This is a genomic window from Pseudactinotalea sp. Z1732, from assembly GCF_049724975.1.
GTDB lineage: Bacteria > Actinomycetota > Actinomycetes > Actinomycetales > Beutenbergiaceae > CALKWS01.
Genome location: NZ_JBMPQC010000005.1, coordinates 1 through 26,272, shown reverse-complemented (window position 1 = coordinate 26,272; position 26,272 = coordinate 1). Strand labels below are relative to the sequence as shown.

Annotated in this window: 25 protein-coding genes; 7 read left to right on the top strand and 18 right to left on the bottom strand. The window is 70.8% G+C overall.

Going from position 1 to position 26,272, the window contains the following annotated elements; all coding sequences use genetic code 11:
- Window positions 1–32: 32 nt before the first annotated feature.
- Both ACPL7H_RS10850 and ACPL7H_RS10845 read right to left on the bottom strand, forming a co-directional pair.
- Window positions 33–791, bottom strand: a complete 759-nt coding sequence (locus ACPL7H_RS10850; protein WP_424796941.1) for an NUDIX hydrolase — start codon at window positions 789–791, stop codon at window positions 33–35.
- A 3-nt stretch (window positions 792–794) separates the two neighbouring features.
- Complete coding sequence (locus ACPL7H_RS10845; RefSeq protein WP_424796940.1) at window positions 795–1,292, bottom strand: DUF2505 domain-containing protein; 498 nt, start codon at window positions 1,290–1,292, stop codon at window positions 795–797.
- Window positions 1,293–1,376: 84 nt separating this feature from the next.
- Here ACPL7H_RS10845 and ACPL7H_RS10840 point away from each other — a divergent pair, with 84 nt between their 5' ends.
- Window positions 1,377–2,834, top strand: coding sequence for a sensor histidine kinase (locus ACPL7H_RS10840; RefSeq protein ID WP_424797135.1), 1,458 nt, complete (start codon window positions 1,377–1,379; stop codon window positions 2,832–2,834).
- Window positions 2,835–2,964: 130 nt separating this feature from the next.
- Here ACPL7H_RS10840 and ACPL7H_RS10835 read toward each other — a convergent pair whose 3' ends face one another.
- Window positions 2,965–3,213 carry a WhiB family transcriptional regulator gene (locus ACPL7H_RS10835; protein ID WP_424787560.1) on the bottom strand — a complete coding sequence of 83 codons (249 nt, stop codon included), beginning with the start codon at window positions 3,211–3,213 and terminating at the stop codon, window positions 2,965–2,967.
- Window positions 3,214–3,480: 267 nt separating this feature from the next.
- Between ACPL7H_RS10835 and ACPL7H_RS10830 the strand changes: the two genes are divergently transcribed.
- Window positions 3,481–3,894 (top strand): hypothetical protein, encoded by a 414-nt coding sequence (locus ACPL7H_RS10830; protein WP_424796939.1) that lies wholly within the window; start codon window positions 3,481–3,483, stop codon window positions 3,892–3,894.
- Here ACPL7H_RS10830 and ACPL7H_RS10825 read toward each other — a convergent pair.
- From ACPL7H_RS10825 to ACPL7H_RS10785, 9 genes are all read right to left on the bottom strand, one after another.
- Entirely contained in the window at window positions 3,891–7,295 is a 3,405-nt protein-coding gene (locus ACPL7H_RS10825; protein ID WP_424796938.1) for an FtsK/SpoIIIE domain-containing protein, read from the bottom strand. The genes ACPL7H_RS10830 and ACPL7H_RS10825 overlap by 4 nt on opposite strands.
- 94 nt (window positions 7,296–7,389) lie before the next feature.
- Window positions 7,390–9,960, bottom strand: a complete 2,571-nt coding sequence (locus ACPL7H_RS10820) for an FtsX-like permease family protein (protein ID WP_424796937.1) — start codon at window positions 9,958–9,960, stop codon at window positions 7,390–7,392.
- Entirely contained in the window at window positions 9,960–10,712 is a 753-nt protein-coding gene (locus tag ACPL7H_RS10815; RefSeq protein WP_424796936.1) for an ABC transporter ATP-binding protein, read from the bottom strand. Before ACPL7H_RS10815 ends, ACPL7H_RS10820 begins: the two co-directional genes overlap by 1 nt.
- Window positions 10,713–10,819: 107 nt before the next feature.
- Window positions 10,820–11,410 carry a protein-L-isoaspartate O-methyltransferase family protein gene (locus ACPL7H_RS10810; protein ID WP_424796935.1) on the bottom strand — a complete coding sequence of 197 codons (591 nt, stop codon included), beginning with the start codon at window positions 11,408–11,410 and terminating at the stop codon, window positions 10,820–10,822.
- 41 nt (window positions 11,411–11,451) lie between these two features.
- Entirely contained in the window at window positions 11,452–12,144 is a 693-nt protein-coding gene (locus ACPL7H_RS10805) for a response regulator (RefSeq protein ID WP_424796934.1), read from the bottom strand.
- Entirely contained in the window at window positions 12,141–13,442 is a 1,302-nt protein-coding gene (locus ACPL7H_RS10800; RefSeq protein WP_424796933.1) for a sensor histidine kinase, read from the bottom strand. The genes ACPL7H_RS10805 and ACPL7H_RS10800 overlap by 4 nt, the downstream gene beginning before the upstream one ends.
- A 77-nt stretch (window positions 13,443–13,519) precedes the next feature.
- Window positions 13,520–14,266: an SOS response-associated peptidase gene (locus ACPL7H_RS10795; RefSeq protein ID WP_424796932.1), complete on the bottom strand. Its 747-nt coding sequence runs from the start codon at window positions 14,264–14,266 to the stop codon at window positions 13,520–13,522.
- Between the two features lie 24 nt (window positions 14,267–14,290).
- The gene (locus tag ACPL7H_RS10790) at window positions 14,291–15,085 is read right to left on the bottom strand and encodes a sulfite exporter TauE/SafE family protein (protein ID WP_424796931.1); all 795 of its coding nucleotides are present in this window, start codon (window positions 15,083–15,085) and stop codon (window positions 14,291–14,293) included.
- Window positions 15,086–15,403: 318 nt separating this feature from the next.
- On the bottom strand, window positions 15,404–17,065 hold the full coding sequence (locus ACPL7H_RS10785) for an MGH1-like glycoside hydrolase domain-containing protein (protein ID WP_424796930.1): 1,662 nt from the start codon (window positions 17,063–17,065) through the stop codon (window positions 15,404–15,406).
- Window positions 17,066–17,726: 661 nt separating this feature from the next.
- Here ACPL7H_RS10785 and ACPL7H_RS10780 point away from each other — a divergent pair.
- The 5 genes from ACPL7H_RS10780 (at window position 17,727) to ACPL7H_RS10760 (ending at window position 23,085) form a co-directional block, all read left to right on the top strand.
- Window positions 17,727–19,370 carry a hypothetical protein gene (locus ACPL7H_RS10780; RefSeq protein ID WP_424796929.1) on the top strand — a complete coding sequence of 548 codons (1,644 nt, stop codon included), beginning with the start codon at window positions 17,727–17,729 and terminating at the stop codon, window positions 19,368–19,370.
- Window positions 19,371–19,719: 349 nt separating this feature from the next.
- Window positions 19,720–20,955: a CpaF family protein gene (locus ACPL7H_RS10775; RefSeq protein ID WP_424796928.1), complete on the top strand. Its 1,236-nt coding sequence runs from the start codon at window positions 19,720–19,722 to the stop codon at window positions 20,953–20,955.
- A 138-nt stretch (window positions 20,956–21,093) separates the two neighbouring features.
- The gene (locus tag ACPL7H_RS10770; RefSeq protein ID WP_424796927.1) at window positions 21,094–21,816 is read left to right on the top strand and encodes a type II secretion system F family protein; all 723 of its coding nucleotides are present in this window, start codon (window positions 21,094–21,096) and stop codon (window positions 21,814–21,816) included.
- Entirely contained in the window at window positions 21,813–22,757 is a 945-nt protein-coding gene (locus ACPL7H_RS10765; RefSeq protein ID WP_424796926.1) for a type II secretion system F family protein, read from the top strand. Before ACPL7H_RS10770 ends, ACPL7H_RS10765 begins: the two co-directional genes overlap by 4 nt.
- A 187-nt stretch (window positions 22,758–22,944) precedes the next feature.
- Window positions 22,945–23,085 (top strand): hypothetical protein, encoded by a 141-nt coding sequence (locus ACPL7H_RS10760; RefSeq protein WP_424796925.1) that lies wholly within the window; start codon window positions 22,945–22,947, stop codon window positions 23,083–23,085.
- 443 nt (window positions 23,086–23,528) lie between these two features.
- Here ACPL7H_RS10760 and ACPL7H_RS10755 read toward each other — a convergent pair whose 3' ends face one another.
- From ACPL7H_RS10755 to ACPL7H_RS10730, 6 genes are all read right to left on the bottom strand, one after another.
- Window positions 23,529–23,798, bottom strand: coding sequence for a hypothetical protein (locus ACPL7H_RS10755; protein WP_424796924.1), 270 nt, complete (start codon window positions 23,796–23,798; stop codon window positions 23,529–23,531).
- Between the two features lie 3 nt (window positions 23,799–23,801).
- Window positions 23,802–24,788 carry a hypothetical protein gene (locus tag ACPL7H_RS10750; RefSeq protein ID WP_424796923.1) on the bottom strand — a complete coding sequence of 329 codons (987 nt, stop codon included), beginning with the start codon at window positions 24,786–24,788 and terminating at the stop codon, window positions 23,802–23,804.
- The gene (locus tag ACPL7H_RS10745; RefSeq protein WP_424796922.1) at window positions 24,785–24,943 is read right to left on the bottom strand and encodes a hypothetical protein; all 159 of its coding nucleotides are present in this window, start codon (window positions 24,941–24,943) and stop codon (window positions 24,785–24,787) included. The genes ACPL7H_RS10750 and ACPL7H_RS10745 overlap by 4 nt, the downstream gene beginning before the upstream one ends.
- 16 nt (window positions 24,944–24,959) lie before the next feature.
- Complete coding sequence (locus ACPL7H_RS10740; protein ID WP_424796921.1) at window positions 24,960–25,376, bottom strand: hypothetical protein; 417 nt, start codon at window positions 25,374–25,376, stop codon at window positions 24,960–24,962.
- Window positions 25,366–25,806, bottom strand: coding sequence for a hypothetical protein (locus ACPL7H_RS10735; RefSeq protein WP_424796920.1), 441 nt, complete (start codon window positions 25,804–25,806; stop codon window positions 25,366–25,368). The genes ACPL7H_RS10740 and ACPL7H_RS10735 overlap by 11 nt, the downstream gene beginning before the upstream one ends.
- A partial coding sequence (locus ACPL7H_RS10730) for a hypothetical protein (protein WP_424796919.1) occupies window positions 25,803–26,272 on the bottom strand: 470 nt, incomplete at its 5' end. The genes ACPL7H_RS10735 and ACPL7H_RS10730, both read right to left, overlap by 4 nt.

Here is a 26,272-nt window from a genome sequence, read left to right as displayed (position 1 = left end):
TCCCGGACGCCGGCCCTGCCCGTCCCCGATGTTCAGGCCGGTTCCCGAGCGCCGGAGAGGTCGTCGCTGCCGTCCCGCGGGATGGGCTCGGCGCCGCGTCCACGCGCCTCCGCTACCGGCATCAGGTACCGGTTGCCCGGATCCCACGGCCGGGTCCAGCCCAACTGGGTGAAGAGGTGGTCGAGCAGATTCCCGGTGAACCCCCACACCCATCCCACCGGGAGCCGGAACCCCACCGAGGTGAATCTGGTCAACCCGGCTACCTGGACCGAACGGCGCAGCTGCGGGTCCAGCAGACCGGCTACCGGGACGCGCAGCGCATGCAGGACCTCACCGGGTTGGGCCCGCTCGAACCCGGACGCCTCGGTCCAGGCCAGCACCGGATGCACCACGAACGAACTGACCGGTACCAGCGCCGGCGGCAACTCACCGATCACCTCTGCCCGGTCCGGATGCAGACCGATCTCCTCGTGGGTCTCCCGCAGGGCGGCGGTGACGACGTCCTCCCCGGGCTCGATCCGCCCACCCGGCAGGGAGATCTGCCCGGGGTGGTCACGCAGTACGGTGGAGCGCTGGACCAGGAACAGATCGGCCGCGGGCACCGACTCCTCAGCCCCCGGTGCCTCGTCGGACTCCTGCGCCGGTGCCAGCAGGACCAGCACCGCGGCCCGTCGGAACCCGCGGGCACTCTCGGGATCGAACCGGTGCGGTCCCGGCCAGGGCGGAAACCGGCGTGCCAGGTTCTGGCGGTTCAGGTGCGCCAGACCGTCCCGAGCCGGATGTGGGCTCACAGGTCACGACCCGCCAAGGCGCTCCAGTCCCACCTTGTACTCGGCCTCCAGCACGCGCTGGACGGCCTGCACCACCGCCTTCTCCACCGCCGGACCCACCAGGGGGATCGGCGCGCTGACCTCACCCTCGTACCGGACCCGGGTCGTCTCGGCGTCGCCGGACAGCCTCGTGCGGGCCGTGCACCGCGCCGGCGCCCCGGTGATGTCCATGCTCACGGTGGCGGTGCGCCCGGCCTCGGCATCTGCCGGGCCCCAGGCCTGCACCATCTTCAGTTCGATCGTTGAGCCGACCAGTGAGCGCATGGAGTGCGGGATGGTGTCGGTGGGCATCCGTCGCGTAGCCGAGACGATGAAGGCGCCGTCCTCACCGTGGGCCACCTCATGCCGCGCGGACACCGAACCGGAGGCGCGGGCGCTGTCACGCAGGTAGTCCTCGTCACCGAGCATCCGGGCCACACGGGCCGGATCGGCGGGGTAGTCGTGCGTGACCTCGAAGCGCATAGGGCCACGATACCCCCGCCCGTCCGGTCACCAGGTGCGCACGGCCGGAGCCCGTGCTGGAAGTAGGGTGGTCCGGTGTCCACGATGAGTGCATTGATCGCCCGCATGAGTGACCTCGGAGCGCAGGACGTCGAGTGGCTGCACCTGTTGGTCGCCGACTGGCAGGTGATCTCCGATCTGGGCTTTGCCGATCTGGTGCTCTGGCTTCCCACCAAGGACGACGACGTGGTCGCGATCGCCCACGCCCGCCCGTCCACCGGGGCTACGGTCCATCACGACGACGTGGTCGGCCAGTCGGCCCCGCCCGGCCTGCGCACGATGCTCCTGGCCGCCGCACAGTCCAAGACGCAGTCCCGGTTGCGGGAGGCACGCTGGGAGGGTTCCTTCGCGATCCGGGAGGAGGCGATCCCGGTGGTGCGCGGTGGGCGCACTCTGGCCGTCGTCGCCCGGCAGACCTACCTGGGTGGCAACCGCACCCCGTCGCGGCTGGAGTTGAACTACGTCGAGTCCGCCGATGAGTTGTGCGCCATGATCGCCCGTGGCGAGTTCCCGCTCGCCCATGCCGCTACCGGTCCGCGCCGGGGCGCGCCACGGGTTGGCGATGGCCTGGTCCGCCTGAACGCCGAGGGCGAGACGCTGTACGCGAGCCCGAACGCGGTCAGCGCGCTGCACCGGCTCGGCGTGACCGATGAGATCGTGGGCGTGTCGATGGCGGAGGTCATCACCCCGCTGATCGAGGACTCCTCCCCGGTGGATGAGTCGCTGCCGCTGGTAGTGATGGGCCGGGCCGCCTGGCGCACCGAGGTCGAGGCGCGCGGGGTGTCGCTGTCCCTTCGCGCGTTGCCGATCACCGAACACGGGGAACGGACCGGGGCGGTGCTGCTGATCCGGGACGTCTCGGAATTGCGGCGCCAGGAACGCGAACTGCTGACCAAGGACGCCACCATCCGCGAGATTCACCACCGGGTGAAGAACAATCTCCAGACAGTGGCGGCTCTGCTGCGACTCCAGGCACGCCGCACCGGTTCGAGCGAGGCGCGCACCGCGCTGGAGGAGGCCATGCGCCGCGTCGCGACGATCGCGACGGTGCATGAGGCGCTGTCACAGACCATCGATGAGGCGGTCGACTTCGACGCGGTGTTCGGACGCACGTTGCGGATGGCCGCCGATGTGGCCTCCGGTGAGGCCCGGGTGGTCACCGAACGCACCGGGGAGTTCGGCCGGGTGCCGGCCACCGACGCCAGCGCGCTGGCGGTGGTGCTGACCGAACTGGTCACCAACGCCGTCGAGCACGGGCTGGCGGGCCAGAACGGGACGGTTCGGATCGACGCCAGGCGTGCGGGCAACCAGTTGCGGGTGCGGGTCAGCGACGACGGCGTGGGCATGGACGCGGAGCAGGCAGCCGACGGGCTGGGAACGCAGATCGTGCGGACCCTGGTGGCCACCGAACTCGACGGCTCGATCGAGTGGGAACCCCTCGAGGGCGGGGGCACCTCGGTGACGTTGAGGGCCACCTTGGCCGACGTCCGCGATGCCGGCTGATCAAGAAGCAGACGTGCCGGTGAAGAAAAACAACCATGGTTGGAAAAGCCGGTTGGCAGAGACGTAAGAAAAAGCCGGCCGGATCCCTGTCGAGATCCGGCCGGCTCGTTCTGTCAGGTGTGGAGTCGGCTCAACCCGCGCGCCGTGCACGAGCGGTGCGACGCTTCAGCGCCCGGCGCTCGTCCTCGGACATCCCGCCCCAGACACCAGCGTCCTGGCCGGATTCCATCGCCCACTTCAAGCAGGTGTCGATAACGTCGCAGCGCCGGCAGACGCCTTTGGCTTCCTCGATCTGAACGAGGGCGGGCCCGGTGTTCCCGATCGGGAAGAAGAGTTCGGGGTCCTCGTTCAGACAGGCAGCCTGATTACGCCAATCCATCTGTGGTGCACTCCTTGGTAGGCATGACGATCAACGCGGTGACAGCCTGAGGCTGTGCTCGACGACCGCTGAGCGGGTGTGCGGGACGCGTTGATCGGCTCGGTAAAAAGTCCTTCTTTAGGTTCACACGACACGTGCTGTTTCACAAGGGGTAGCCGGTAGCTTTCCACTGCACCGTCGTGAGACATCCCTCACATTCCATGGAATGAGAAGGTGCCGAATCCGAGCGCAGGCCCTGCCCCGGAATACCCCCATTAGGGTAGGGCCATGCCCGAGAAGTCACCGTCTCCGCGCCCGATCCTGCTGACGGTGGCCCTGGTCCTGGTCGGGCTGCAGGTGCTCGGTCTGATCGTCCTGGCGATCGGCGGTCTGGGCGGACTGCTCCGTGCCGCCAGCCTTGAGCAGGTCACGATCGTCACACTCGCGGTGGTGCTGTTGGGGCTGGCCCTGTTGGTCGGTGCCGCCGGCTGGGGGTTGTGGCAGGGCAAGCGGTGGGGCCGCGGGCCCGTGGTCACCTGGCAGTTGCTGCTGCTGGCGGTGGGCGTCAGCGGTCTGGGCGGCCAGGAGTGGTGGGCCACCGTGGTACCGATCGTGATGTCGCTGGTGATCATTGCCGGGGTGCTCGCGCCGTCCTCCCGTGCGGCGACCGATCGCGGTGGCCGTCCCGACGCGGTGCTCTAGGTCGCCTCGACCCCATCGGGGCGGGCCACCTGCACCGGAACCACCCGTGGGCCTTCCACCAACACGCCGCGCCCCGGTTCCGGGTCGGGGTCCAGCCGGCTCCGGATGTCCACGCCGGTCAGGTGCGGGCTGACCGCACCGAGCGCCACCACGACGTCGGCTTCACGCAGGCGAGCCGCCAGGTCGTGGTAGGTGTTCAGCAACCGGTCCGGGTGTGCTGCCCCTACGACGACGCGGGTCCGGTCGGCCAGGAGAGTGAGGGTCCGGGTGACCTGGGCGGGCGTGAGCCGGTCGACGTCGTCGATCATCAGCACGTCAGTGCGCTGACGTACTTGGGCACCGATCGTGGCCAGCGTGGTGCTGCGGCCCCTTCCGGGCATACCGGCGATCAGCCAGGTGGCGCCGGGCGGCAGGTGAGCACCCACCCAGGTGGCGTCGTCATCGCCGATGCCCAGCCAGATGCGTTGTGGCTGTTCCGGGGTGGCAGGACGATCGGTCAGCGCCACCTCCTGCGGCAGCGGGCGCAGGCGCAGGACCGGCCCGTCCGGTGGGGGCCACGTCTCGGCGCCGGCATCCTCCGGTAGTGCCACCTGGCACACCACCGAGGTGCGGGGGGTCAGCAGTACCCCACGCCCCGGTGGCCAGCCGCTGCCGGTGAGTTCCTTGGGCACCCCGGCCAGCGCGGCGTCGGCGGGATCGCGGGGAGCCAGCACCAGGTGCTGGTCCACCTGGGCGGCCCAGCGGTGCGCCGGTACCGGGGCGGTGAGCACCGCCGACAGACCCCTGCGGCGCGCCCGGCGCAGCAGCGTGGCGATCAGGTCGGTGCCCGCGCCGGCACCGGCGACCTCATCGAGTGCGCCGGCCCAGGCGTCGACGTCGTCGATCACCAGCATCTCAGCGCCGCGGCGGCCGGCCAGCAGGTGCAGCAGCCGCCCGGCCCGGCGCACATCGGCACTGGCGCACCAGGTTCCTGCTGCGGGCGCGGTCTCGGGGATGAGGGGGTCCTCGGCGAGCACATGGACTGCCACGCCCCGGCGCAGCGCGAGGCCGGCCAACGTCGCCGCGGCCGTGGACCGGCCCGAACCGGGTGGCCCGCTGATCACGATGCTGGCCGGCAGGTCCAGGGTGCCCACGCCCAGACGTTGCTCCTCGGGCAGGTCGGTGCGCAGCCAGCCCTGCGCCGGGCCAGCCGGCAACTCGGTAACCGTGAGGGACTCCGGCAACGGCGGCGCCCAGGGCGGGGGAAGATCCGCTCGCCACGGCTCGGTCCTGATCAGGTCCTCGGCGGCGGATCGGATGGCGTCCACCAGTTCCCCTACCGCAGCGGTATCCCCGCCCCAGGCCGACTGGAAGGTGGTGGTGGTCTCGGTGCGCAGGATCGCCCGACCCGGTACCGCCGGCAGCCGGGCCGCGGCCGTCATGCCGATCGTGTCGGTGGAGTCGGCCTCCTCCAGGACGCGCAGGCAAAGCCGGGTGGTCAGGTTCGCGCGCATGTCGGCGCTGATCGCTCCGGCTGGGCGCTGGGTGGCCAGCACCAGGTGGATCCCCAGGGACCGCCCCTGAGCAGCCAGGCGGACCAGGTCGTCCAGATGCTCGGGGTGGTCATCGGACATCGCGCGGAACTCATCGACGATCACCATCAGCCGTGGCAGCCGCCCGCCGCCGCCCTCGCCGTCGGGACGGCCGCGCTGGTACTCGGCCAGGTTCGTCGCGCCCGCCCGGGCCAGGATCTGCTCGCGCCGGAGCAGTTCGGCGCGCAGACTGGCCAGCGCTCGTGAGGTGGCCGACCCGTCCAGGTCGGTGAGGACCCCCAGCACCTGTGGCAACGGGCTGATCGGGGCGAACGTGGCACCGCCCTTGTAGTCCACCAGCAGGAACGCCAGGTTCCCCGGTGGGTACCGCGCGGCCAGTGCCAGCACCCAGGAGAGCAGCAGTTCGGACTTGCCCGACCCGGTGGTGCCGGCCACCACGGCATGCGGACCCTCGCGGACCAGGTCGAGGCACACCGGGCCGCTGCCGTCGTGGCCGATGTGGGCGGCCAGACCGGTGTCGGCGCTGCGCCACCGCTGCCCGATGTCGGTGGCGGTATGCGGGCCGATCAGTTCGGCAAGCGGTGCCACCCGGGGGATGGCCACCACCGCGTGTGCGCCGGTGGCCAGCACCGAGCACACGGCACCCGCCCACCGGGAGGAGACCCGGCGGTCGTGACCGGGCCGCACCTGGATGATCCGGGCGCACCACGGCGGCACCTGCCCCAGGTGGCGGGCCAGCACCAGGTGCGCCGCCGCGACGTCGGCTCCGTCTGCGGCGTCCTCGGCCTCCAGCACCCGGAGCACGCGGGCAGGTCCATCACCGCTGTCCGGCAGCGCCGTCGCCCAGGCCCACCCGTCGGGCACCTCGGTCCGCCAGTGCCCGGGTGGGGAGCGCACCACGAGTTGGCAGAGCAGGTAGCGCGCTAGGGACTCACTCTCCGCTCGGCCGCCCACCAGGGCCACGCCGGCACCATCGGCCGGGACCGGCAGGCAACCAGCCCGGCGGGTTCCCGACCGGCCCCCGTGGGCGGGCACCGCCGGCAGACCCGCGTCCGCGGTGCCGACGTCCCATCCCGCCTCCTCGGCCGGGCACTGCCCCGGTGCGGGGACGAGGCTCCCGCGCTGGGCGGCCACGATCAGCGCGGCCGGGTCATCAACGCGCGGACACCCGGTCGGGGCGTCCGGGCTGCTCGGGCCAAGCGGGCCGGTCGGGCCGGAACCGGTGGGCGCCTCCGGTCCCTGCGGCCGATGGCGCCGTCGTCGCCGGTTCAGGGCCGGCCAGGCAAGGGCGAGCCCCATCGGGATCAGCAACAACGGCAGCAGCCGCCAGAGGCCGGCACCACCGGCCAACAGCGCCGGCACCATCCCTACGCTCATCAGTAAAGGCAGCACCATTCCCGGCATGGCCGGATCCACGCTGCCGGCCCGCGCACGTGCGGGTTCGGCTGCGCGTAACGACGGGTGCGGACGGACCTGCAGGGTGCTGGTGCCCACGTGCAGCAGGTCCCCGGCCCGTATCCGCCGCCAGCGGCCGGTGACGCGCCGGCTGCGCCGCCGCCATCGCAGGCCCGAGCCCCCAGCACCCGGGGCCGACTGTGCCCGCGAACGCCCACGGGCCGGGCGCCACCGTGAGCCGTTGGCGCTATCCAGGTCCCGGACCTGTATCCGCCCGCTTCGGTGCCGCAGGTGCAGGTGGTTCCGGGACAGGTGCGCATCACACAGTCGCAGACCCGCATCCGCACCGCGGCCCACGATGATTCCCCGACTGTCCAGACCGGCGACCCAGCCGGCATCGGGCCCGGCGATCACGGCGATGTGCACGTGGGTGCGCATCGCCCCACGGACCCGGGCTGCGTCGTCGTCGGCCATATCCCTCAGCCTGCGCGGGTGCCCCGGCCGGTACACGGGACCGGCCGGGGCGTTGTGGACACCGGGATCGGTGATCCACAACCGCGTCCCGGTGCTAGGGGCCGGCCAGAGCCACCACGGGGGCATCACGCACCGCTGACCGGGCCGGCAGCACCGAGGCCGCCAGACCAGCGGCCAGGGCACCGGCCAGGACCAGGCCCAGGTCGCGCCAGGGCACCATCAGCGTGACGTCCCCGAGTCCGGAGAGCATCACCGTGGAACCGGCCCAGCCGTACGCCACACCGGCGACGATCCCGATCACGGCGCCGGCGAAGGAGATCAGCACCGCCTCGGCCGCGAGCATGCCGCGCAGCCGACCCCGGGACAGTCCCATGGCCCGCAGCGTGGCTGACTCCCGCCGTCGTTCCAGCACGGACAACGACAGTGTGTTGGCCACCCCGACCAGGGCGATCACCACCGACACCCCGAGCAGGGCGACGACGATGGCCAGCAACGTGCTGATCACCTCTTGGTACCCGGCCCGCTCCACACCGCTGCCGCCCAGCCACGCGGTGGGGTTCCCGGGTGAGGCGGCCTGCAGATCGGTCAGGGCCGTCTGCACCTCACGGACCACATCCATTTCGTCGGCGCCGTCGGCAAAGCGTGCCCAGGCCGTGGTGATCTGTGCCGACTCGTCGAGTTCGGCCAGCACCTCGGGTGAGACCAGGGCGGTGCCCGGGATGCCGGACAGGTGGACACGCAAGGACACCTCGGTGCCGTCCTGGGCGGTGATGGTGACCTCGTCCTCGTCCTCCAGGTCGTACCAGTCGTGGTGACTGTGCGGCAGCACGACGGTCCCCTCGGGGATGCCCCCGGCGAGGTCGGGATCGCGCACCACCTGCTCGAGGCTGCCCTCGGCCACAGCGCCGACGAACTGGGTGGTCTCGGTGCCGGTGCGCGCCGAGCGGAGTTCGACGACGGCCTGCTCGATCAGGACTGTCTCGCTGATGTCGGGATGGTCGGCGAGGACCTGCACCTGCCCGCGAGAAGGTTCCGCGCCGTTGTGACCAACCGACATGGTCAGGTCGACGCCGAAGCGCTCGTCCAGGTTCCGCGACAGGGACTCCTGTGCGGTCAGCGCACCAGTGGACATCATGGCCACCAGCGCCACGCTGATCATCAGGGCCGATGCGGTGGCGCCGGTGCGCCGCGGGTTGCGCACAGCGTTGGCGGTAGCGAGCCGTGCCGGCACCGATCGGCCCAGGAGGCGGCCGTTGAGACGGATCAGCGCGGGCACGATGAACATCGCCCCGATCAGTAGCCCCAGCAGCGACAACAGCCCCCCGAGCACGCCGATCCCCAGGGCCAGGAACACCGCGTCGGAACCCTCACCAGCCCCGACCGACAGGACGAGGGCGCCGGCGAGCAGCGCCGCGCCGGTCACCAGGGAACCGATCGCCAGTGCGATGCGTGCTCGTCCGGCGCGGCGCTCGGGCTTTCCCTCCACCGGCTGCAGGGCCGCCAGTGGTGCCACCCGGGTGGCCAGCCGAGCCGGGATCGCGCAGGCTCCCACGGTGACGATCAGGCCGGTGAGCAAGGTGGCCGCCACGATGCCCGGGCTCAGGTGCACCGTGGTGTCCAGGGGCACCTCGTCGTTCGCCCCCGCGAGCAGGTTGAGCCCGCCGGCGACCACGGCCACGGCCAACCCCAGTGCCACCGCGGCGGCGAGCAGGCCCAGCACCGCGGCCTCGAGGAGCACGGAGCGGCGGATCTGCGCTCTGGAGGCACCGACACAACGCAGCAGGGCCAGGGTGCGGGTGCGCTGGGCGATCAGCACGGTGAAGGTGTTGGCGATCACCAGCGCAGCCACGGCGAGAGCCACCGCGGCGAATGCGAGGCCCAGAGCGGTCAGCATGCCATCCCCGGTGAAATCCGCGGCCATGTCCTCAGCCCGCTCGGTGACGGTCTGCACCGTGACGCCCGGGAGGCTCTCCTCGAGACCGGTGCGCACCTGGGCCAGGTCGGCGTCGCCTGACATCAGCACGACCGCCTCGGTGAAGTGCAGCCGGTCCGCTGCGCCACCCGTGCGGTCCCACGCCTCGAATGTGACCGCATCGGTCAGGACCTGCTGGGCCATCGCGAAGAAGGACGACGGTGCCTCGAGGAGTCCCACGACCTGCACCGTGCGTTCGTGTTCGGTGGGCTCCGCGCCGTCGTCGAGACCTGCCGGATCCTCCCAGGTCAGGGTGATCTCGTCGCCGAGCCCGGCACCCAGCCGTTGGGCGAGGTCGGCCACCACGGCCACCTGGCCCTCAGCCTCGGGGAGCGCACCGTCGGTCAGGGTGGGCACGGACAGCCGGGCATCGGAGGGGACCGGACCCATCATCGCCCACTCGCTACGCTCACCGGCGTGCAGGTCGATGAAGGCTCGGGAGACCGGGTTCACCGCGGTGACCCCGTCCACCTGACCCAGTTCGTGCACCTGGTCCAGGCTCATCCCGCCCGAGCCGATCACCAGGTCCGCCTCGGCGTAGCCGGCTGCCATGGTGTTGTGCGTGGTGGCCTCGACCGTGGCCCCGGCCAGCAGGGTGGTCGCCACGAATGCCGAACCGAGCACGATCGCCAGCGCGGCTGCGCCCAGCCGCCCGGCGGAGGAGCGCATCTGGTGCAGCGCGACGCGCCACATCAGCGGGCCCCCACGGTGGGACGCAGCGACTCCAGCCCGGCGATCACCGAATCCGCGGTGGGGTCGGTGATGGCGCCCGCGATGCGCCCATCGGCCAGCAGCACCACCTCGTCGGCGTAGGCGGCGGCGGTGGGGTCGTGGGTGACCATCACCACCGTCTGGGTGAGTTCGCGCACACTGCGGCGCAGGAACGCCAGCACCTCGGTGCCGGAGCGGGAGTCCAGGTTGCCGGTGGGTTCGTCGGCGAAGATCACCTCGGGCCGGGTGGACAGGGCCCGGGCGATCGCGACCCGTTGCTGCTGTCCGCCGGAGAGTTCGTGGGGCTTGTGATGCAGCCGCTCGTCCAGGCCGAAGGATGCGGTCAGCAGGTCCAGCCAGTCCGGGTCCACCGTGCGCCCGGCGAGTTGGCTCGGCAGGGCGATGTTCTGTGCTGCGGTGAACATCGGAAGCAGGTTGAAGCTCTGGAAGACGAACCCGATCCGGTCCCTGCGTACCTTGGTCAGTGCCGCATCGGACAGGGCCGTCAGGTCGGTGTCGCCGAGGAAAGCCTGACCGGAGGTGGCCGAGTCCAACCCGGCCAGCAAGTGCATCAAGGTGGACTTACCGGATCCGGAGGGGCCCATGATGGCGGAGAATCTGCCGGCGGCGAAGGAGATGTTCACGGCGTCCAGGGCGCGCACGGACACCTCCCCGCGACCATAGATCTTGGTCAGGTCGGCCGCGCGTACCGCGGTGGTCTCATCGGTTCTCATGTTGGAGACGTTAGATCTGCGCCGCCTCGGTCACATCGGGCCGTGGACGGGTTCGTCTCTCATCCCCCGGGATGACGCCGGGGCGGGTCACCGACCCACGGGGGAGGTCAACGCAGCCTGACGAAGGCCCACTGCCCGGGCAGATGCTCGGTGCGGACCTCCTGACCGGCCCGGGTGACCACAGCCATCCGTCCGGCCGCGGGAATGACCATGCGACCGCCGTCGTCGAGCTGGCTGACCAGTTCGGTCGGGATCTGGCCGCCGTCGGCCGAGACCAGGATCCGGTCCCAGGTACGTCCGGGCGTGCCCAGCACGTCGGGTGTGGCCAAGTCGACGCGCACCCAGGGAAGGTCGTACCCACTCAGTGCCGTGCGGGCGAAACCGACCAGGAAATCGGTGAGGTCCAGGCCCAGGACCTCGCCCCCGGGCCCGGTCAACTGGCCCAGCAGGGCGCTGGTCCAGCCCGACCCGGAACCGATGTCCAGCACCCGGTGACCGGGGCGGACGTCCAGGGCCTGCAGCATCCGTCGTACGGTGCTGGGTTGGGAATTGGTGGAACCGTCGGCCAGCGGTAACGGGTGGTCCTGGTGGGCCTGATCGCGCAGTGCCTCCGGCAGGAAGTCGGCGCGCTCGATCGCCCTCATCGCGGCCACCACCGGGTCGGTGGGGCGGTGCGGGCGCTCGCTGAAGGTGGCCATGCTGCGACCGTACTGCGCGATGTGGCCGTGCGCTTGCCGGCTCAATTGCCGGCGTGGACCAACCCGGTCTCGTAGGCGATCACCACGGCCTGGACCCGGTCGCGCGCGCCGAGTTTGGCCAGCACCCGGCCCACGTGGGTCTTCACGGTTGCCTCGGCGACATAGAGCCGGGCGGCGATCTCGGTGTTGGTGTGACCGCGTGCGATTAGTTCCAGCACCTCCCGCTCCCGGCTGGTCAGCACCTCGAGCACCTGCGCCGGCGCCCGCTCCTGCGCCGGGGCCATGGTGGCCAACTGTCCGAGTAGCCGGCGGGTGGCCGAGGGAGCGATCACCGCGTCACCGGAGTGCACCGTGCGGACGGCCGCGAGCATCTGCTCCGGCGGGGTGTCCTTGAGCAGGAACCCACTGGCACCGGCCTTGATCGCTCGCAGCACGTACTCATCGAGGTCGAAGGTGGTCAGGATGATGACCTTGGGACCGCTGTCGTCGCCGGCGGTGCCCCCGCCGGTGAGTTCGGCGGTGGCGGCGATGCCGTCCATCGCCGGCATCCGGACGTCCATCATCACTACATCCACGGGGTGGGACCCCAGCAGTCGTAGGGCCTGCGCGCCGTCGCCGGCCTCGACCGACACCTCCATGTCCGGCTGGGAGTTGATCACCATCGCCAGGCCCGCGCGGACCAGATGCTGATCGTCGACCAGCCCGACCCGGATGGTCTGCGCGCTCTCGCTCATCTGCGCTCCTGTTCTTTCTGTGCTGCGGGCCCGGCGCCGGGTGGTTGCCCGGAGGCGGGTGCCGGGAGGCGGGCATGCACCTGCCAGCCGCCGGTGGGTCCGGGGCCGGCGGTGAGGTCGCCACCCGCCATCGTGGCACGTTCGCGCATCCCGGACAGGCCGTGGCCTGCGCCGGGCGGAGCCGCCGCGCCGTAGCCGTCGTCGATGACCCACACCTCCAGGTGGGTGGGGTGCCAGCCCAGGTGCACCCGGACCTGGGCGCCGGGCCCGGCGTGCTTGAGCACGTTGGTCAGGGACTCCTGCACGATCCGGTACACGCTCAGCCCGGTGCTGGCCGGAACGGGGCGCGGGGTGCCGGAGCGTCCCAGTGACACCTGTAAGCCGGCCTGGCGCACCGGGGTGAGCAGCGTGTCCAGGTCATCGGTGCCCGGTTGGGGCACGAACTCGGGTCCGGCGCCGCCCTCGCGCAGGACGCCCAGGATGCGGCGCAGGTCGGCCAGCGCGGTGCGGCCGGACTCGGCGATGGTGCTCAGGGCGGCCTCGGCGGCCCTGGGGTCGCCGGCCGCGGCGTACCGGCCGCCGTCGGCCTGCGAGATCACCACGGCCAAGGAGTGGGCGACCACGTCGTGCATCTCCCGGGCGATCCGGGCCCGCTCGGCTGCGGTGGCGATCTGGGCCTGCTGGTCGCGTTCGATCTCCAGCCGCAGGGCACGTTCGGCGAAGGACTCCAGCTGTTGCACCCGGGCCTTGCGCACCAGGGCCAGGGCCCAGACGGCCAGCACGAGTGCGGCGGGCAGCGCGAAGGATATGCCGCCGGTGAGGATGCTCTCCGTGTCCAGTTCGGCCAGGCTCATTGATCCGTAGAAGGTCATGCTCGCCACTGCCAGAAGCAGGCAACCCAGCAGCGCGCCGCCGAGCCCGGCAAGGCGCGCCCACCGCGGCCCGTAGACGGTGACGGAGTACAGCGCGGCGAAGATGAGCACATCGGCCGGGAGCAGCGGGGTCCCGGTGGCGAAGTGCAGCAGCGCGCCGCTGTAAACCACGATGGCCGATATCGCCGGGTGGGAGCGGCGCCAGGCCAGCGCGCCCGGCATCGCCACCGAGGCGACGACCGCCCCGAGGCCCGCTGCGACGGTGGTGGGGCCCACGCCCCCGGCCAGGCCGTACGTCAGCGGGCCGAGCAGAAGGAACGCGCCGATGGCCAGGATGACGTCGCTCGACCGCGGCCTGGTGGGGCGGATCAACGCCACGGCGCCGGGGTGCGGCAGGCCCCGGCGCTGGTGGTCCGCATGCGTCATGGCGCCACGATAGGCCCGACCACCCCGGCGCAGCGTCCACCCGCGGTCGGACCCGGGGTCAACACGTGGGTGCAGGCTCAGACCGGTTCGATCAGGTGGGCGGCCTGGTTGCGCACCGAACCCACGGCACGGTCCACCTCGTGCCAGGTCAGCGGCGGGCAGGGGCGGGAGAGGATGTCCAGGGCCGTCTCGGTGCCGGCGTCCCGGTCGATCCAGGCACCGACCAGATCGTGGTCCAGCACGGCCGGCTCCCGGTCGTGGATCTGCTCCAGGCCGTCCCGGGCTGCCTGGGTGATGATCGTGGCGGACAGCACCCACCGGCTGGGGTCGTCGGGGGCCTTGGTCGGGTCCGGCCACCAGGAGTACAGCCCGGCGAACGCGATCGGGGCGCCGTCGGTGGGATGGATGTAGTACGGGGTCTTGACCGGCTTCTTCCCCCCGGCCGGATCCGGGGCGGTGTGCCACTCGTAGTACCCGTCGGCCACCACCAGACAGCGGCGCTGGGCCAGGGACTTGGAGAAGGCCGGCTTCTCGGCGACCGACTCACTGCGGGCGTTGATCATCCGTGCGCCCATGGTGGGGTCCTTGGCCCAGTGCGGGATCAGGCCCCAGCGGGCCACGTGCATCGCCCGGGTCGCCTGCCCGGCACCGTCCCGGGAGGAGGACTCGCCGCCGTCGCGGCGCTCCAGCACTACCCGCACCGGATCGGTGGGGGCGATGTTGTACCCGGCGGCGACCCGGGCCGCGGCGTCGCTGATCTGCTCCACGTCGAAGGTATCGGCGAGGTCCTGGGCGCTCCGGAAGGAGGCGTAGCGTCCGCACATGTTCCTACTGTGCCACTGCCGGGGTCAGATCAGCCCGCGCACCATGAGCACTACTCCGGCCAGCAGGGAGGCGCCCAGGGTCAGGGTCTCGAACCGGTGCTGGGGCAGGCGGCGCAGGAACGTGCGGCCCATCCAGGTGCCGACCAGCACTGCCGGCGCCAGCGCGAGGGTGAGCCACAACGTGGTGGTGGTCATCAGCCCGAGCCCGATCGAGAACGGCACCTTGGCCACGTTCACGATCAGGAAGTACCAGGCCATGGTGCCCACGAAACGCATCTTGTCCGCCCGGACCGCCAGTAGGTACAGCGCCATCACCGGGCCGGCGGCGTTGGCCACCATCGTGGTGAAGCCGGCCGCGAACCCGGTACCGAGGGTGGCCCCCAGGTTCGGTGTGGTCCCCAGGAGCGGTGCGGCCTCGGGATGTGGTGCCTGCGCCGGGACATGAGCCTGCCGTCTGCGCATCACGATCTGGATGGCCAGCGCGACCAGGATGCAGGCGGCGATCAGCAGCGTCATGGTGCGGTCGTCGATGAAAGCCATGATCAGCGCGCCGGCCCCGATGCCGGGCAGGACCGCCGGGAGCAACCGCCGAAGCATCGCCCAGTCCGCACTGCGCCGGTACAGGGCCACGGCCACCAGGTCCCCGATGATCAGCACCAGCAGCACCGCCGCGGTGGACTCCCGGGCCGGGATGAACACCGCGAACCCGGCCACCGCCAGCGCCCCCAGACCACCGATGGAGGTCTTGGCGATCCCGACCGCCAGAGCCGCGACGCCCAGCACGATCCAGCCGAGCACACTGAACTCCAGGCCGGTCATCGCGCTCCTCCGATCCATACTCCGCACGCCGTACTACCGGACACCGAGCCTGCCGCATCGGGGCGCGAAGGGCCGAATCGGTCTCACCCTCCGGCCGGGCGGGCCGGCACAGCGGGATCAGCCGCCGAGAGCGGCACAGATCCTGCTATCGCCGACCTGCACCCACTCGTGGCACAAAACCAGCCACGGTTCGCCGTCGTCGGCCACATGCAGGGTGCCGTCCGGACACTCCGAGTCGCTCGGGGCCACGGCGCCGGCGCTGCGGCAGGAACGGCTCGGCCGGGTCCCGGGCGATGAGCACCTGCGTGCCGCGACGTATCAGGCCGCCCTTCCCGAGCGTGGCGCCACGAAACCGGGCCCGGAGGCGACGGTGAACTCGCCGCCGTCCAGTTCAGCGCGCCGGTTCGCGGCCAGGGTGAGTTCCCACCGCTGGTCCCCGTGGGTCAGCACCCCGGTCACCGGGCGCGGGGACAGGCCGACGACGGCGAGGGGCACGCCGCGTAGGTCGGTCTCCACCCGCCATCCCCGGGGGAAGGACAGGTGCGGGCTGCCCGCGCGGAAGGATCTCGAGGCGGCGTCGTCGCTACCCAGTTCGTAGTGGACGCCGGCGACGGTGCGCGCGTAGGCGGTGGCCGTGGCGGCGCTGCCACCACCGAGACGGGTGGGGGCCATCGAGGTGAACCAGATCCGGCCGGCCGGGGTGGGCAGGATCCCGAAGTTGCGCTCCACGGCGTCCAGCAGCCACAGCAGCGCGGGGGAGTAGGAACTGGTGTAGCCGGCCTCCCCGCTCCAGGGGTCGAGGCACTGGGGGAACCGGTCAGCGCGCAGGAGCGCGGCGAGCACGGGCCTGGTGGCCAGTGCCAGTTCGGCGCCATGGCCGTGGTGGTCGAAGGCGTGCGGGGCGCGGATCTGGGTGAGGAAGTTCACCGGCCCGGCCCAGGTGTTGCGGGTGTGGTCGCCGTTGAAGCGGGGGTCGTCCATGGCCACCGAGGTGAACCCGTAATGGGACAGGAACGCGGTGGTGTTCATCAGGTATCGGCGCAGCGCGGCGGTGAAGAAGTCGCCGTCGCCGATCTCGCAGGCCAGCACCCGCATCAGCACGTCCGACTTCACCCGTACCAGCGCCCCGGTGGCGTCCCGGTCGAAGAAGGTGCCCTCGGCGGCGTCGAAGCAGTGCTCGAACAGCGCCGCCGTCGAGGCCTGCGCGGCGCGGAGCCACGGGGCGTCCTCGGCGCCGAGTTCGGTGGCGATGCGGCCCAGGTAGGTGCGTTGGCACGTCACGTTCGCGGTCAGGTCCGGGGCCAGATACGGGATGGTGGCCGACTCCGGGTCGTATCGGCTCGCCTCGCCCTCGTGGCAGTGCTCGGGGGTGAACCAGTGGCGGGGGGACAGGTCGTGCCCGGTGTCGTAGGTGCAGAAGGCCTCCACCGCACCGCTGCCACGGGTGTCGCGGTGCCGGGCAAGCCAGGCGTCGTTGCGGGACATCGCCGCGTACATGGTGGCCAGCCAGCCCCGGGCAGCGGATGGCTCCGCACCGTGATGCAGGCGGTAGTGGCGCCACACGGACCGGGCGAACGGGGTGACGATCTGGATCTGACGGTATGCCGGCCCCTCCGGGCTGACCTTGTAGGGCAGCAGGCCGTCGTCGCGTTGATGGTGGGCGAACAGGGTGAAGGTGTCCTCGGCGACGCCGGGGGCGAACCGGGACAGGACCTCGGCACTGATGGTGCCGGTGGACTCGAGCCAGCACCCGTCGTACGTGCCCCCTTCATGCAGCACCGCCGGACCGCCGGCCAGGGGGCGCACGCACTGGTTGAGTTCGCCCAGCGCCTGCACCCAGCGGTCCTGGACCGGCCCGCCCACGGCGGCGAAGTTGACGCCGGCGGCCTCGATCTGCTCGGCCAGGGGGCCCTGGAGGCCGGCACGTTGCGGCGCGGGATCGGCGGCGCGGAGCCGCATGAGCGACTGCTCTATCGTCACGATGGGATTCTTCCGGTCGGTGGTGGTGCCCGGCGCGCGCCGTGCGGTGCAGCGAGGGGGCGCGCCGGGCCGGAATCAGCTGAGGTGGTCCTCCATATACTCGATCCAATACTCCCCGCTTCCTCCACGGTGCGGTTGCCGAACAGGATGTCGGTCTCCATCCGCTGGGAGACGTTGTTCATCTCCGCACCACCGGCCGGCTGCGGCGGTGCGAGCACGCCCTGCTCCAGCACGTCCAGGATGTAGGTGGCCGCTTCGGCGTGACCGGGTCCAGCTGCGGCTGGACCACTGCGAGCATCTCGGGGTGAACTGCAGCCCGCGGTCGTCCCTGATGATCTCGGCCGCATCGGGATCATTGAGACCCTCCCAGTTGTCGATCCCCAGAACCCTTTCAATCGCGACAGTCGGCGGCGGTTCCCGTGGTGCGCGAAGTGCTCGCCGCCGCGATGGGAACCGGTCCGATCCTCGGTTTCGGTCGCCCGCGCATGCGGGGGAATCGCAGGTTTGGAAACGTTTCCGCCCGAGGCGAGCCCAGAGATTTGTTCTTGTCAGCAACCTTTTCCGGGCTGGTTGATTCGGGTTGCATCCGGAGGGCTGCCGGCTCCGGCCTCGGCTAGGATCATGGGGCTGTTGAAGGCCCAGGGGATCAGGCGGAGGATGGATGAGCACTACCGGCTCGGCGGCCGATGAGGTCCCCGCGGTCCCGGCGTCATCCGAGCCCGCGCCGGCGTCCCGGGCCCCCGTTGCCGAGATGGTGCTGCGCTGGCGGATCCACGTCTTCGCCGCGATGGCGCTGGCCGGGCTGATCGCCCTGGCGGTGGGCTGGTCCGCCGGCCGGGACGGCTGGTACCTGGCCGGGATCCTACTGACCGCGCTCGGTGTGGCCGGTGTGGCCTGGGTGCTGCTGTGGCGCAGGCCCGCGCTGATGGCCGCCGCCGTGGTGGCGGTGGCGGTGCTGGTGCTGGGGCTCGGTCTCGGCGGGCCGTGGCGGGAAGTGGCTGTGGCTTACGGACATGGCGGGGCACTGCTGCATGAGGTCAGCTGGGGTGAGCCTGCCGATGTGGACCGGCGGTTGCTGCTGCACCGGAACGACCACCTCATGATCGTCGATCCCGACGGCGAAATGCGTCCCTGGTGGGACGGCAGCGTGACCGAGCACACCCGCATCGTGGCGATGCCCGGTGGGGGAGTGCTGCTGCACCACGCCCCGGGCCAGCGGGCCACCGTGCGGACCCTGGATCGCACCGGTGCCGAGGTCGCCCGGTGGCACTATGACCTGCCCGAGGAGCGTAGTGGCACCTGGTGGGACGGCGGGGTGGTGGCCACCGCCCCCGGCATCGTGGTGAACCAGTGGTGCCAGGACCCGGAGGACTGCACCTGGACCGGCCGCGACGCCGAGACCGGCGAGGAGGAGTGGAGCGTGTCCGCGGAGCCGGTGCCGAATGTGGGCTTGGGTTACCTGGGCATGAGCGCGGCCGGTGACATCACCGGCGTGCACCGGTTCTGGGTGGCCACGACGAACGATGACGACGCCACCGAGTTGCGTGACCCGGCGACCGGGTCCGTAGCGCACACCCTGGCGGCCGACCGGCCCGTTGCCGTAGCCGGCGCCGCCGCGGCGGTGGCCACCATCGAGGAGGAGTGCAGCGTCGAGGTGCTGCGCACCGACGCCCCGGCCGAGGATGAGGAGGACGCCGAGGACCTCTTCACCCCGGTGGATTGCGACGTGGCGCGGGCGCTGGAGGACTTTCCCACCCAGAACTCCTTCCTCGACGGTGACCTGCTCTGGCTGCCCGGGTCCGGGCGCTCGCACGTGATCGGCCTGACCGGTGCGCAGGTGCACAGTGTCGATCACCGGGTGCACACCGGGCGCAGCGACGGCAACTGGACCGCCGGGGCGCGCGTGCTCACCGTGGTGGAGGGCGACCGGGTGCGGGCCCTGCACCCGCTGACTGGAAACTCGCTGTGGCGGGCGACGCTGGAAGCCGGCGCCGACGCCATGGACGAGACCGACGACGAGGTGGACCTGGGCCGCCCGGTGGTGATCGCTGCCGACGGGGTGGTGACCGTGCAGGTCCCGGTGCCGGGATGGCTGCTGGAGGACTCGCTCACGGAGAAGACCGAGCCCTCGATGGTCCTGCACGCCTTCGACGCCGCTACCGGGGAGCCGCTGACCGAACCGGTACGGCACCGGCAGGACCCGGCCGGGGTCGAGATTCACGATGGACACGTGCTGGTCAACGTCACCGGGGAGGACGGCACGATCACCTACCTGTTCCGGGCGGAGAGTTCCGACGACGCCTGAACCGGCGTCGCGAGGGTGCTAGGTTATCCACAGGCATTGTGCACAGTGTGGGAAGTTGTCCACAGGCAGTTGCCTGGGCAGTGTGAACGGGGCCGACCCATCGCCAGGGGCGTGATGGTTGTCTCCGGACTGGTGGTTCGTGATGAGGCGGTGACCTTCCATGCCTTTGCCTCAGAACTGATGCTGTGAGCGGCGGCTTCTTGGATGCCTACCGGCGGCGGGTAGCAGTGGCAGCGTGCACGAGCACGGCCTGGCGTAGTTATCCCCAATTTGATTGCGAATGCTGGGCAGGCGCACGGCCGCTGGGCTAGGTTGGCCGCACGGTCACTGCGGAATGAGGTGGGCGAGCATGACCGACGGCGTGGGGCTGGTTGAGGATGAGGTGCGTGAACTCATCCGTCGTCGCGGACTGGATCCGGTGCGAGATGCCGGAGGAGTGCATGCCCTGATCGCCGAGGTGGTCGCCGACTACGACGACCGGGCGCTGGTCGGCCTGGTCCCCAGGCTGAGCGATCCGACGCACACGGCCAAACTGGTCCACGACGCGGTGGTGGGCCTGGGACCCCTGCAAAGTTACCTGGACGATCCGGAGATCGAGGAGATCTGGATCAATGAACCGGGCAAGGTGTTCATCGCCCGTAGTGGGCGAGCCGAACTCACCACCACGATTCTGGAGGCTGACCAGGTCCAGGACCTGGTGGAGCGGATGCTGCGTAGTTCCGGGCGGCGCCTCGACCTCTCGACCCCGTTCGTCGACGCGGCCCTGCCCACCGGGGAGCGTGTGCACGCCGTGATCCCCGATGTCACCCGCAAGCACTGGGCGGTCAACATCCGCAAGTACATCGCGCGGGCCCGGCGGCTGTCGGACCTGGTAGCGATGGGTTCCCTACCCGCGGGGGCCGCGGCGTTCCTGGACGCCGGTGTGGCCAGCGGTCTCAACGTGGTGGTCTCAGGCGCCACTCAATCGGGCAAGACGACCATGGTCAACGCGTTGGCCGGCTCGATTCCATCGCACGAGCACATCATCACGTGTGAGGAGGTCTTCGAGTTGCAGCTGGCCGCCAGGGACGTGGTGGCGATGCAGTGCCGTCAACCGAACCTGGAGGGCACCGGGGAGATCCTGCTACGCCGCCTGGTCAAGGAGGCCCTCCGGATGCGTCCGGACCGCCTGATCATCGGGGAGGTTCGCGAGGCCGAGGCCCTGGACATGCTGATCGCACTCAACGCAGGCAACCCGGGCATGTGCACAGTGCACGCCAACTCCGCCCGGGAGGCGGTGATGAAACTGTGTACCCTGCCGCTGCTAGCCGGGGAGAACGTCTCGGCGAACTTCGTGATCCCCACCGTGGCCTCCGCCGTGGACCTCGTGGTGCATCTGAGCCTGGACCGGCTCGGGCGCCGGCGTACCGAGGAGATCGTGGCGTTGACCGGCCGCGTGGAGGGGGAGGTCATCGAGACCGCCGCGATCTTCACCCGCGGTCCGAACGGACTGATCCGGGCCTCGGGGTACCCGCCGCATGAGGAGCGCTTCGCGCGCGCCGGCTTCGACCTGCGTGCACTGCTGGCCGCATCGGTGCATGGGTGATCGATGGGAACACTGGCCGGGCTGCTCCTGGGAGCGGGACTACTGTGCATCTGGTGGTCCTGCTGGCCCAGGACGCCAGGCCGGCCCGCCGCCAGGCCGCGGACGGCCAGAACTCAGGATCGGCTCATCCAGGCCGGGATGGCAGGGGTGAGACCGTGGGCGTTCCGGACCACATCGGTCGGAGCCGGTGCCGGGGTGGGCCTCATCGTGGGCGCACTGAGCGCCTCGCCCACCATCGGGGCGGCATTCGGGACGATTGCCGGCTTGGTGCCGAGCGCCTACGTGCGCTCCCGAGCCCGTAAGCGCCGCGCCGAACTGCGTGAGTTGTGGCCAGAAGTCATCGACGACCTCATCTCGGGGGTCCGGGCCGGACTCGCCTTACCCGAGTCGTTGACCGCTCTCGCTGAGCGCGGACCCGAGCCGATGCGGCCGGCGTTCGGCGTGTTCGCCGAGGACTACCGTGCCACCGGGAGGTTCACCGAGGCTCTGGATCACCTCAAGGCCCGGCTGGCCGACCCGGTGGCGGACCGTTTGATCGAGGCGCTGCGCCTGACGCGCCAGGTGGGCGGCACCGACCTGGTCCGTCTGCTGCGCACTCTCTCCCAGTTCCTGCGCCAGGACTTGCGCACCCGGGGTGAACTCGAAGCGCGCCAGTCCTGGACGGTCAACGGTGCGCGTCTCGCCGCGGCCGCGCCGTGGGTGGTGCTGGCCATGCTGAGCAGCCGGCCCGAAACAGCAGCCGCCTTCAACACCGTGCTCGGTGCGGTGGTGCTGCTGCTCGGAGCCGGCGCTTCGGCGGGCGCCTACCTCGTCATGGTGCGCATCGCTCGCCTTCCGGAGGAAGTGCGGGTGCTGCGATGACAGCCATGAACCAGCCGGGGCTGGTCGGCGGGGCCCTGGGCCTGCTCGCGGGCCTGGGTATGTGCTTGGTGCTGTGGCGGTTGGCGGCCAGGCGGGTGCGGTTGGTGGACCGGGTGGCTCCGTATCTGCGGGAGCGGCCCGTCACCTCCCGGCTACTCGCCCAGGACACCACACTGACGCCGTTTCCGACGCTGGAGCGGATGCTGCGGCCGTTGGTGGCCGACGCCGCGGGCCTGTTCGAACGGATCGGCTCCCCCGCTGCGGGTACCCGTCGCCGCCTCGCGCGGGCCGGTTCGCGACTCAGCGTGGAGCAGTTCCACATCGAACAACTGATCTGGGCCACGTTGGGGTTGGTCGGGGGACTGCTGCTGGCGTTGCTGTTGGCGGCCACCCGCGGCAGTTCCATCCTGGTCCTGGCCGCGCTCGTGCTGCTCTCGACCATCGGAGCCGCGCTAGCGCGGGATCAGTGGCTGAGCCGTCAGATCAAGCGGCGCGAGGAGACGATGATCGCCGAGTTCCCGACGGTGGCCGAGTTGCTGGCGCTCGCGGTCGGCGCGGGCGAGACGCCACTGGCGGCACTGGACCGGGTGGCCTCCAGCATGCACGGAGAACTGGCCGCTGAGATCCGCACGACCCTGGGTGACATCCGCTCTGGAGTCCCCTTGACCCAAGCCTTGGAGCGGATGGCCGGACGTACCGAACTGTCCAGCATCGCCCGTTTCACCGAAGGCGTGGCGGTGGCCATCGAGCGCGGCACCCCGCTCTCGGAAGTGCTGCGGGCCCAAGCCGAGGACGCCCGCGAGGTAGGCCACCGGGCATTGATGGAGGCCGGCGGGCGCAAAGAGGTCTACATGATGATCCCGGTGGTGTTCCTGATGCTTCCGGTGACGGTGCTGTTCGCGATCTTCCCGGGGCTCTCCGTGCTTCGGGTCGGACTCTGAGAGGTCAACGAGGAAAGGAGTGTGACGATGACGTCATGGCAAAGGTGGTGGCGCAGCCGCCAGGATGACCCCGAGCGGGGCGACGTGCCCGGGTGGGTGCTCATCACGTTGATGAATGGTGCCAGTGTTCACCCTTGATTCTGGTGGGTAAAGATGCCGGCCTTGATCGCGCCCCCGGTAGAATGACTTGCTGCAAGTGATGCTGCGGACGCGGCAGTTCCGGGACCGGGCCGGACGGCTGAAGGCTGAGCATGCGATCGAGCGCGTGGTTAGGCACATCGACGGTGGCAGGCAGTTGCCTCTGGACTTCGACGACTTGGACGACTAGCCCCTGAACGCACTAAACCGCCCCCACCCGGCCCGTGGTGGGCTAGGTGGGGGCGTTCGTCTCGGAGGCCGGGTCAGTCCAGGTCGTCCCCCGTGCAGCAGGTCAGCGCGCCTGCCCGCGTGGGCTGCTCACGGTCACACTGCGGGCAGGGGTACATCACGGCTTCCTTGCGGTGGGGATGAGCCCGCGACTCAATGCCACCACCACGGGGTCTTGGCCGGTGTGACGGGCCAGGTCAAGAACCAGGCCCCACATCAGGGCCAAGAGGTCATCCCGGTCCCGGTCACAGTCCGCCAGGGGGTGCATCATTCCCACCAGCAGCACTCCGACGCCGCCAGGCGTGCACCCTGGCCGGTGTACTCATACCCACACTCGGGGCACACGGCCACCACCTCCCGGTCGTCTACCTGGATGCGGGGGTCCAGCGGGCGGCGCATGGCACACTACCCGCCCATCTCATCCGGTGCGCCCGGTGGCGGGTTCACGACGGTGACGTGCGGGGCGGGGGTGGCGTCCACCTTTGACTGTGCGGCGAACCCGAACGCGACACCGACATAGGCGAACACCGCCAGGGCCACGGTAAGCCACATGGGCTGCCCGGTCTCGGCGGCACTGAACCCGACCTGGGTGGAGCCCAGTCCCAGGCCCACGATGGCGTAGGCGGCGTACAGGACGCGGCGCAGTTTGGGGTTGCCTTGGACGATCTCTTGCATGGTTCAGTCCTCCTCGGGTGCGGCTGTCAGGGTGATACGCAGGTCGGCGAGCGCTTCGGCCACGCCCTTGTCCGCGGCCTCACGCACGGCGCCGATGATCTGTTCGGGGTCGGCGCCTTGGTTGGCTGCCAGGGATGCCACGGCGGCGCGCAGGGAGGCGAGTTCACCGTGCAGCGCGGTGAGTTCGCTGGACATGGCGTGCACGCTCCGCGCCATGCGGTTCTGCCGGGCGGCGTGATTCTCGGCGGGCAGGGTGACACCGCCGCCGGTGGTGGGTGCCAGGTCGAATCGGTGCACGGCGGCACCGGCGCGGGCGTCGAGTGCTTCACCGACGACGCGGCGTAGGTCTGCTTCGGTGGCCATGGTGAACCAATCTTTCTGTGAGGTGGTGGTGTTCTTGGTGCGGCCGAGAACGGCTGCGATGCGGGTGCGCCCGGTGGCGGTGGTGTAGCCGAGGCGGTCTACTTTGCGGGTGGTCCAGGTGGAGTGCTCCAGGTGCGCGCTGGTGGGCAGGTTGAACACGTCCAGGAGCGCGGCGTTGCACCGGGCCATCCAATCGTGGTAGTCGTCTTGAGCCCAGTCCGATGCCCGCAGCCCACCCTCGTACTCAGTGCCCCAGAAGTACGGGCGGCCGTTGTCGCGGGGGATGCGGCGACCGGCCAGGGTGATGGGCCCGCCAGCGCCGGGGTGGTTGGCCCAGCCCATGGTGATGACCCGGTAGACCTTGTCCCAGCCGCCGTAGCCGTTGGCGAGCGGGCCGGGGATGCCGGGGCGACCGTTGCGCACGAGGTTGTAGAACGGGGTGGTGCCGTGGGTGCGGGCGGACACGATGTGGTGGGACATCACCCCGGCGCGGGTGGACATGGGGGTGAGCCAGCCCGAGGACGAGGCGCCCTGGCGTAGTTGGATGACGCAGTTGACGCCGTAGTCGGCCATGGCGGTCTGGATCTTGCGGGCCTCGCGTAGTGCGGGGTCCCAGGGGTTGCTCACTTCTCCACCCAGTCGGTCAGGTCGGCACCGGCGGTCTCGCTGGCGGCGATGGTTGCGGGGTCGGGGTTCGCTGCCTCTTCGGCTAGCAGTTCCTCACCGTCGCGCCACACCTTCGGCGGTTCGTCCAGTTCGGGCAGGTCGATGGGTTCGGTCATGGTGGGCTCCTTGTGGTCAGGTGAGGTCGGCTGCCACGTCGGTCGGTGGCGTGGGCGGTGGGACCCCCGGCAGATGCCTGCCTGCCCATGCCAGGACGTCCCGCAGGTAGCGGACCGTGGACCGGTGGCGGACCTCGAAGGCTTCGCGCTCTTGCCGGCGCTCCCGCCGCTCCTTTGCGAGTTCGGCCTCCAGGTGGGTCACGCGGCTCTCAACGGCCTCCAAGCGCTTCTCCATGCGGTCCACCAGGCCCTCGTACTGGTGCAGGCGGAGGCGGTCACGGTCCACCTCGTTCTCGGCGGCCTTGGCGCGCCGCTCCACGCGGGTGGCGCGGTCGGTTTGTTTGGTGGACAGCCACACACCAAGGAAAGTCAGGGTCCCGGCGAGGATCGTCGCCAGCGCACCCCACACGGGGCCGGGGATATCACGCAGCATCGGCGACACCTCCGGGCGTTGGGTGCTCGACCGCTCTCACCGTCCCGTCGTCCGGGCCAGCCAGGATGATCAACAAGACCGCGAACCCCGCGTACTGCAGCGCCTGCGCCCACCCGGTGGGGGTCCCGGCCGCGCCTTCGGACATCACCCACACCACCCACCCGGCCGCGAGGGACGCGCCCCGGAAAGCGACCACCCCGACCAGGGCGGCGAAACCCAGCCGGTAGCGGCGGGTGAACGCGGCGGTGGCGGCGATGGCAGCGGCGACCACCCATTTGCCGACCTCGACCACCGGCGGCAGGTGCGTGTGGACGACACCCTCCACCGGCACGGTCGGGAGCCGCAGCCACGTAAGGGCGCCCAGCGTGAGCGCGATCCACGCGAAAACGACGAGCACCTGGCCGCGCTTCTCGAGGGGGCAGCCGGTCATTCGGGCATCCGGATCCACGACCCGGAAACCAGCAGGTCATCGGTGGTGGTGCGGGAGTGGGAGGAGTGCGCCAGACGCAGGCCGCCACCGGCGAGGACCTGGTAGGTCTGCGTGGTGCCGCCGTTGGAGCCGATGGCGGCGCCTTGGGTGGTGGGGCGGTGCGCGGTAGGGATGGTGGCGATCGTCTGGTTAAGCGGACCCTCGGCGAAAGACACTCCTCGGATGGTGGCGCGGAAGGTGAACGTGGCGGTGCCGTCAGGGCCGGTGTCGCGGACCAACTCGGCCGAGACAATGGTGGACCCGCCCGCCGGCGCCAACGCTGCCGGGCCGGTGAACACTTCCCTCGTGGTGGTCTCCGGGGTGCCCGCCAGCCTCGCCACCGGCCGCTGCGCGGTGCTGATGCTGACACCGGACGCGTTGGTGTCAGAAGCCCCGGCGGTGACCTGTGCGCGGCCGATCTCGGTCG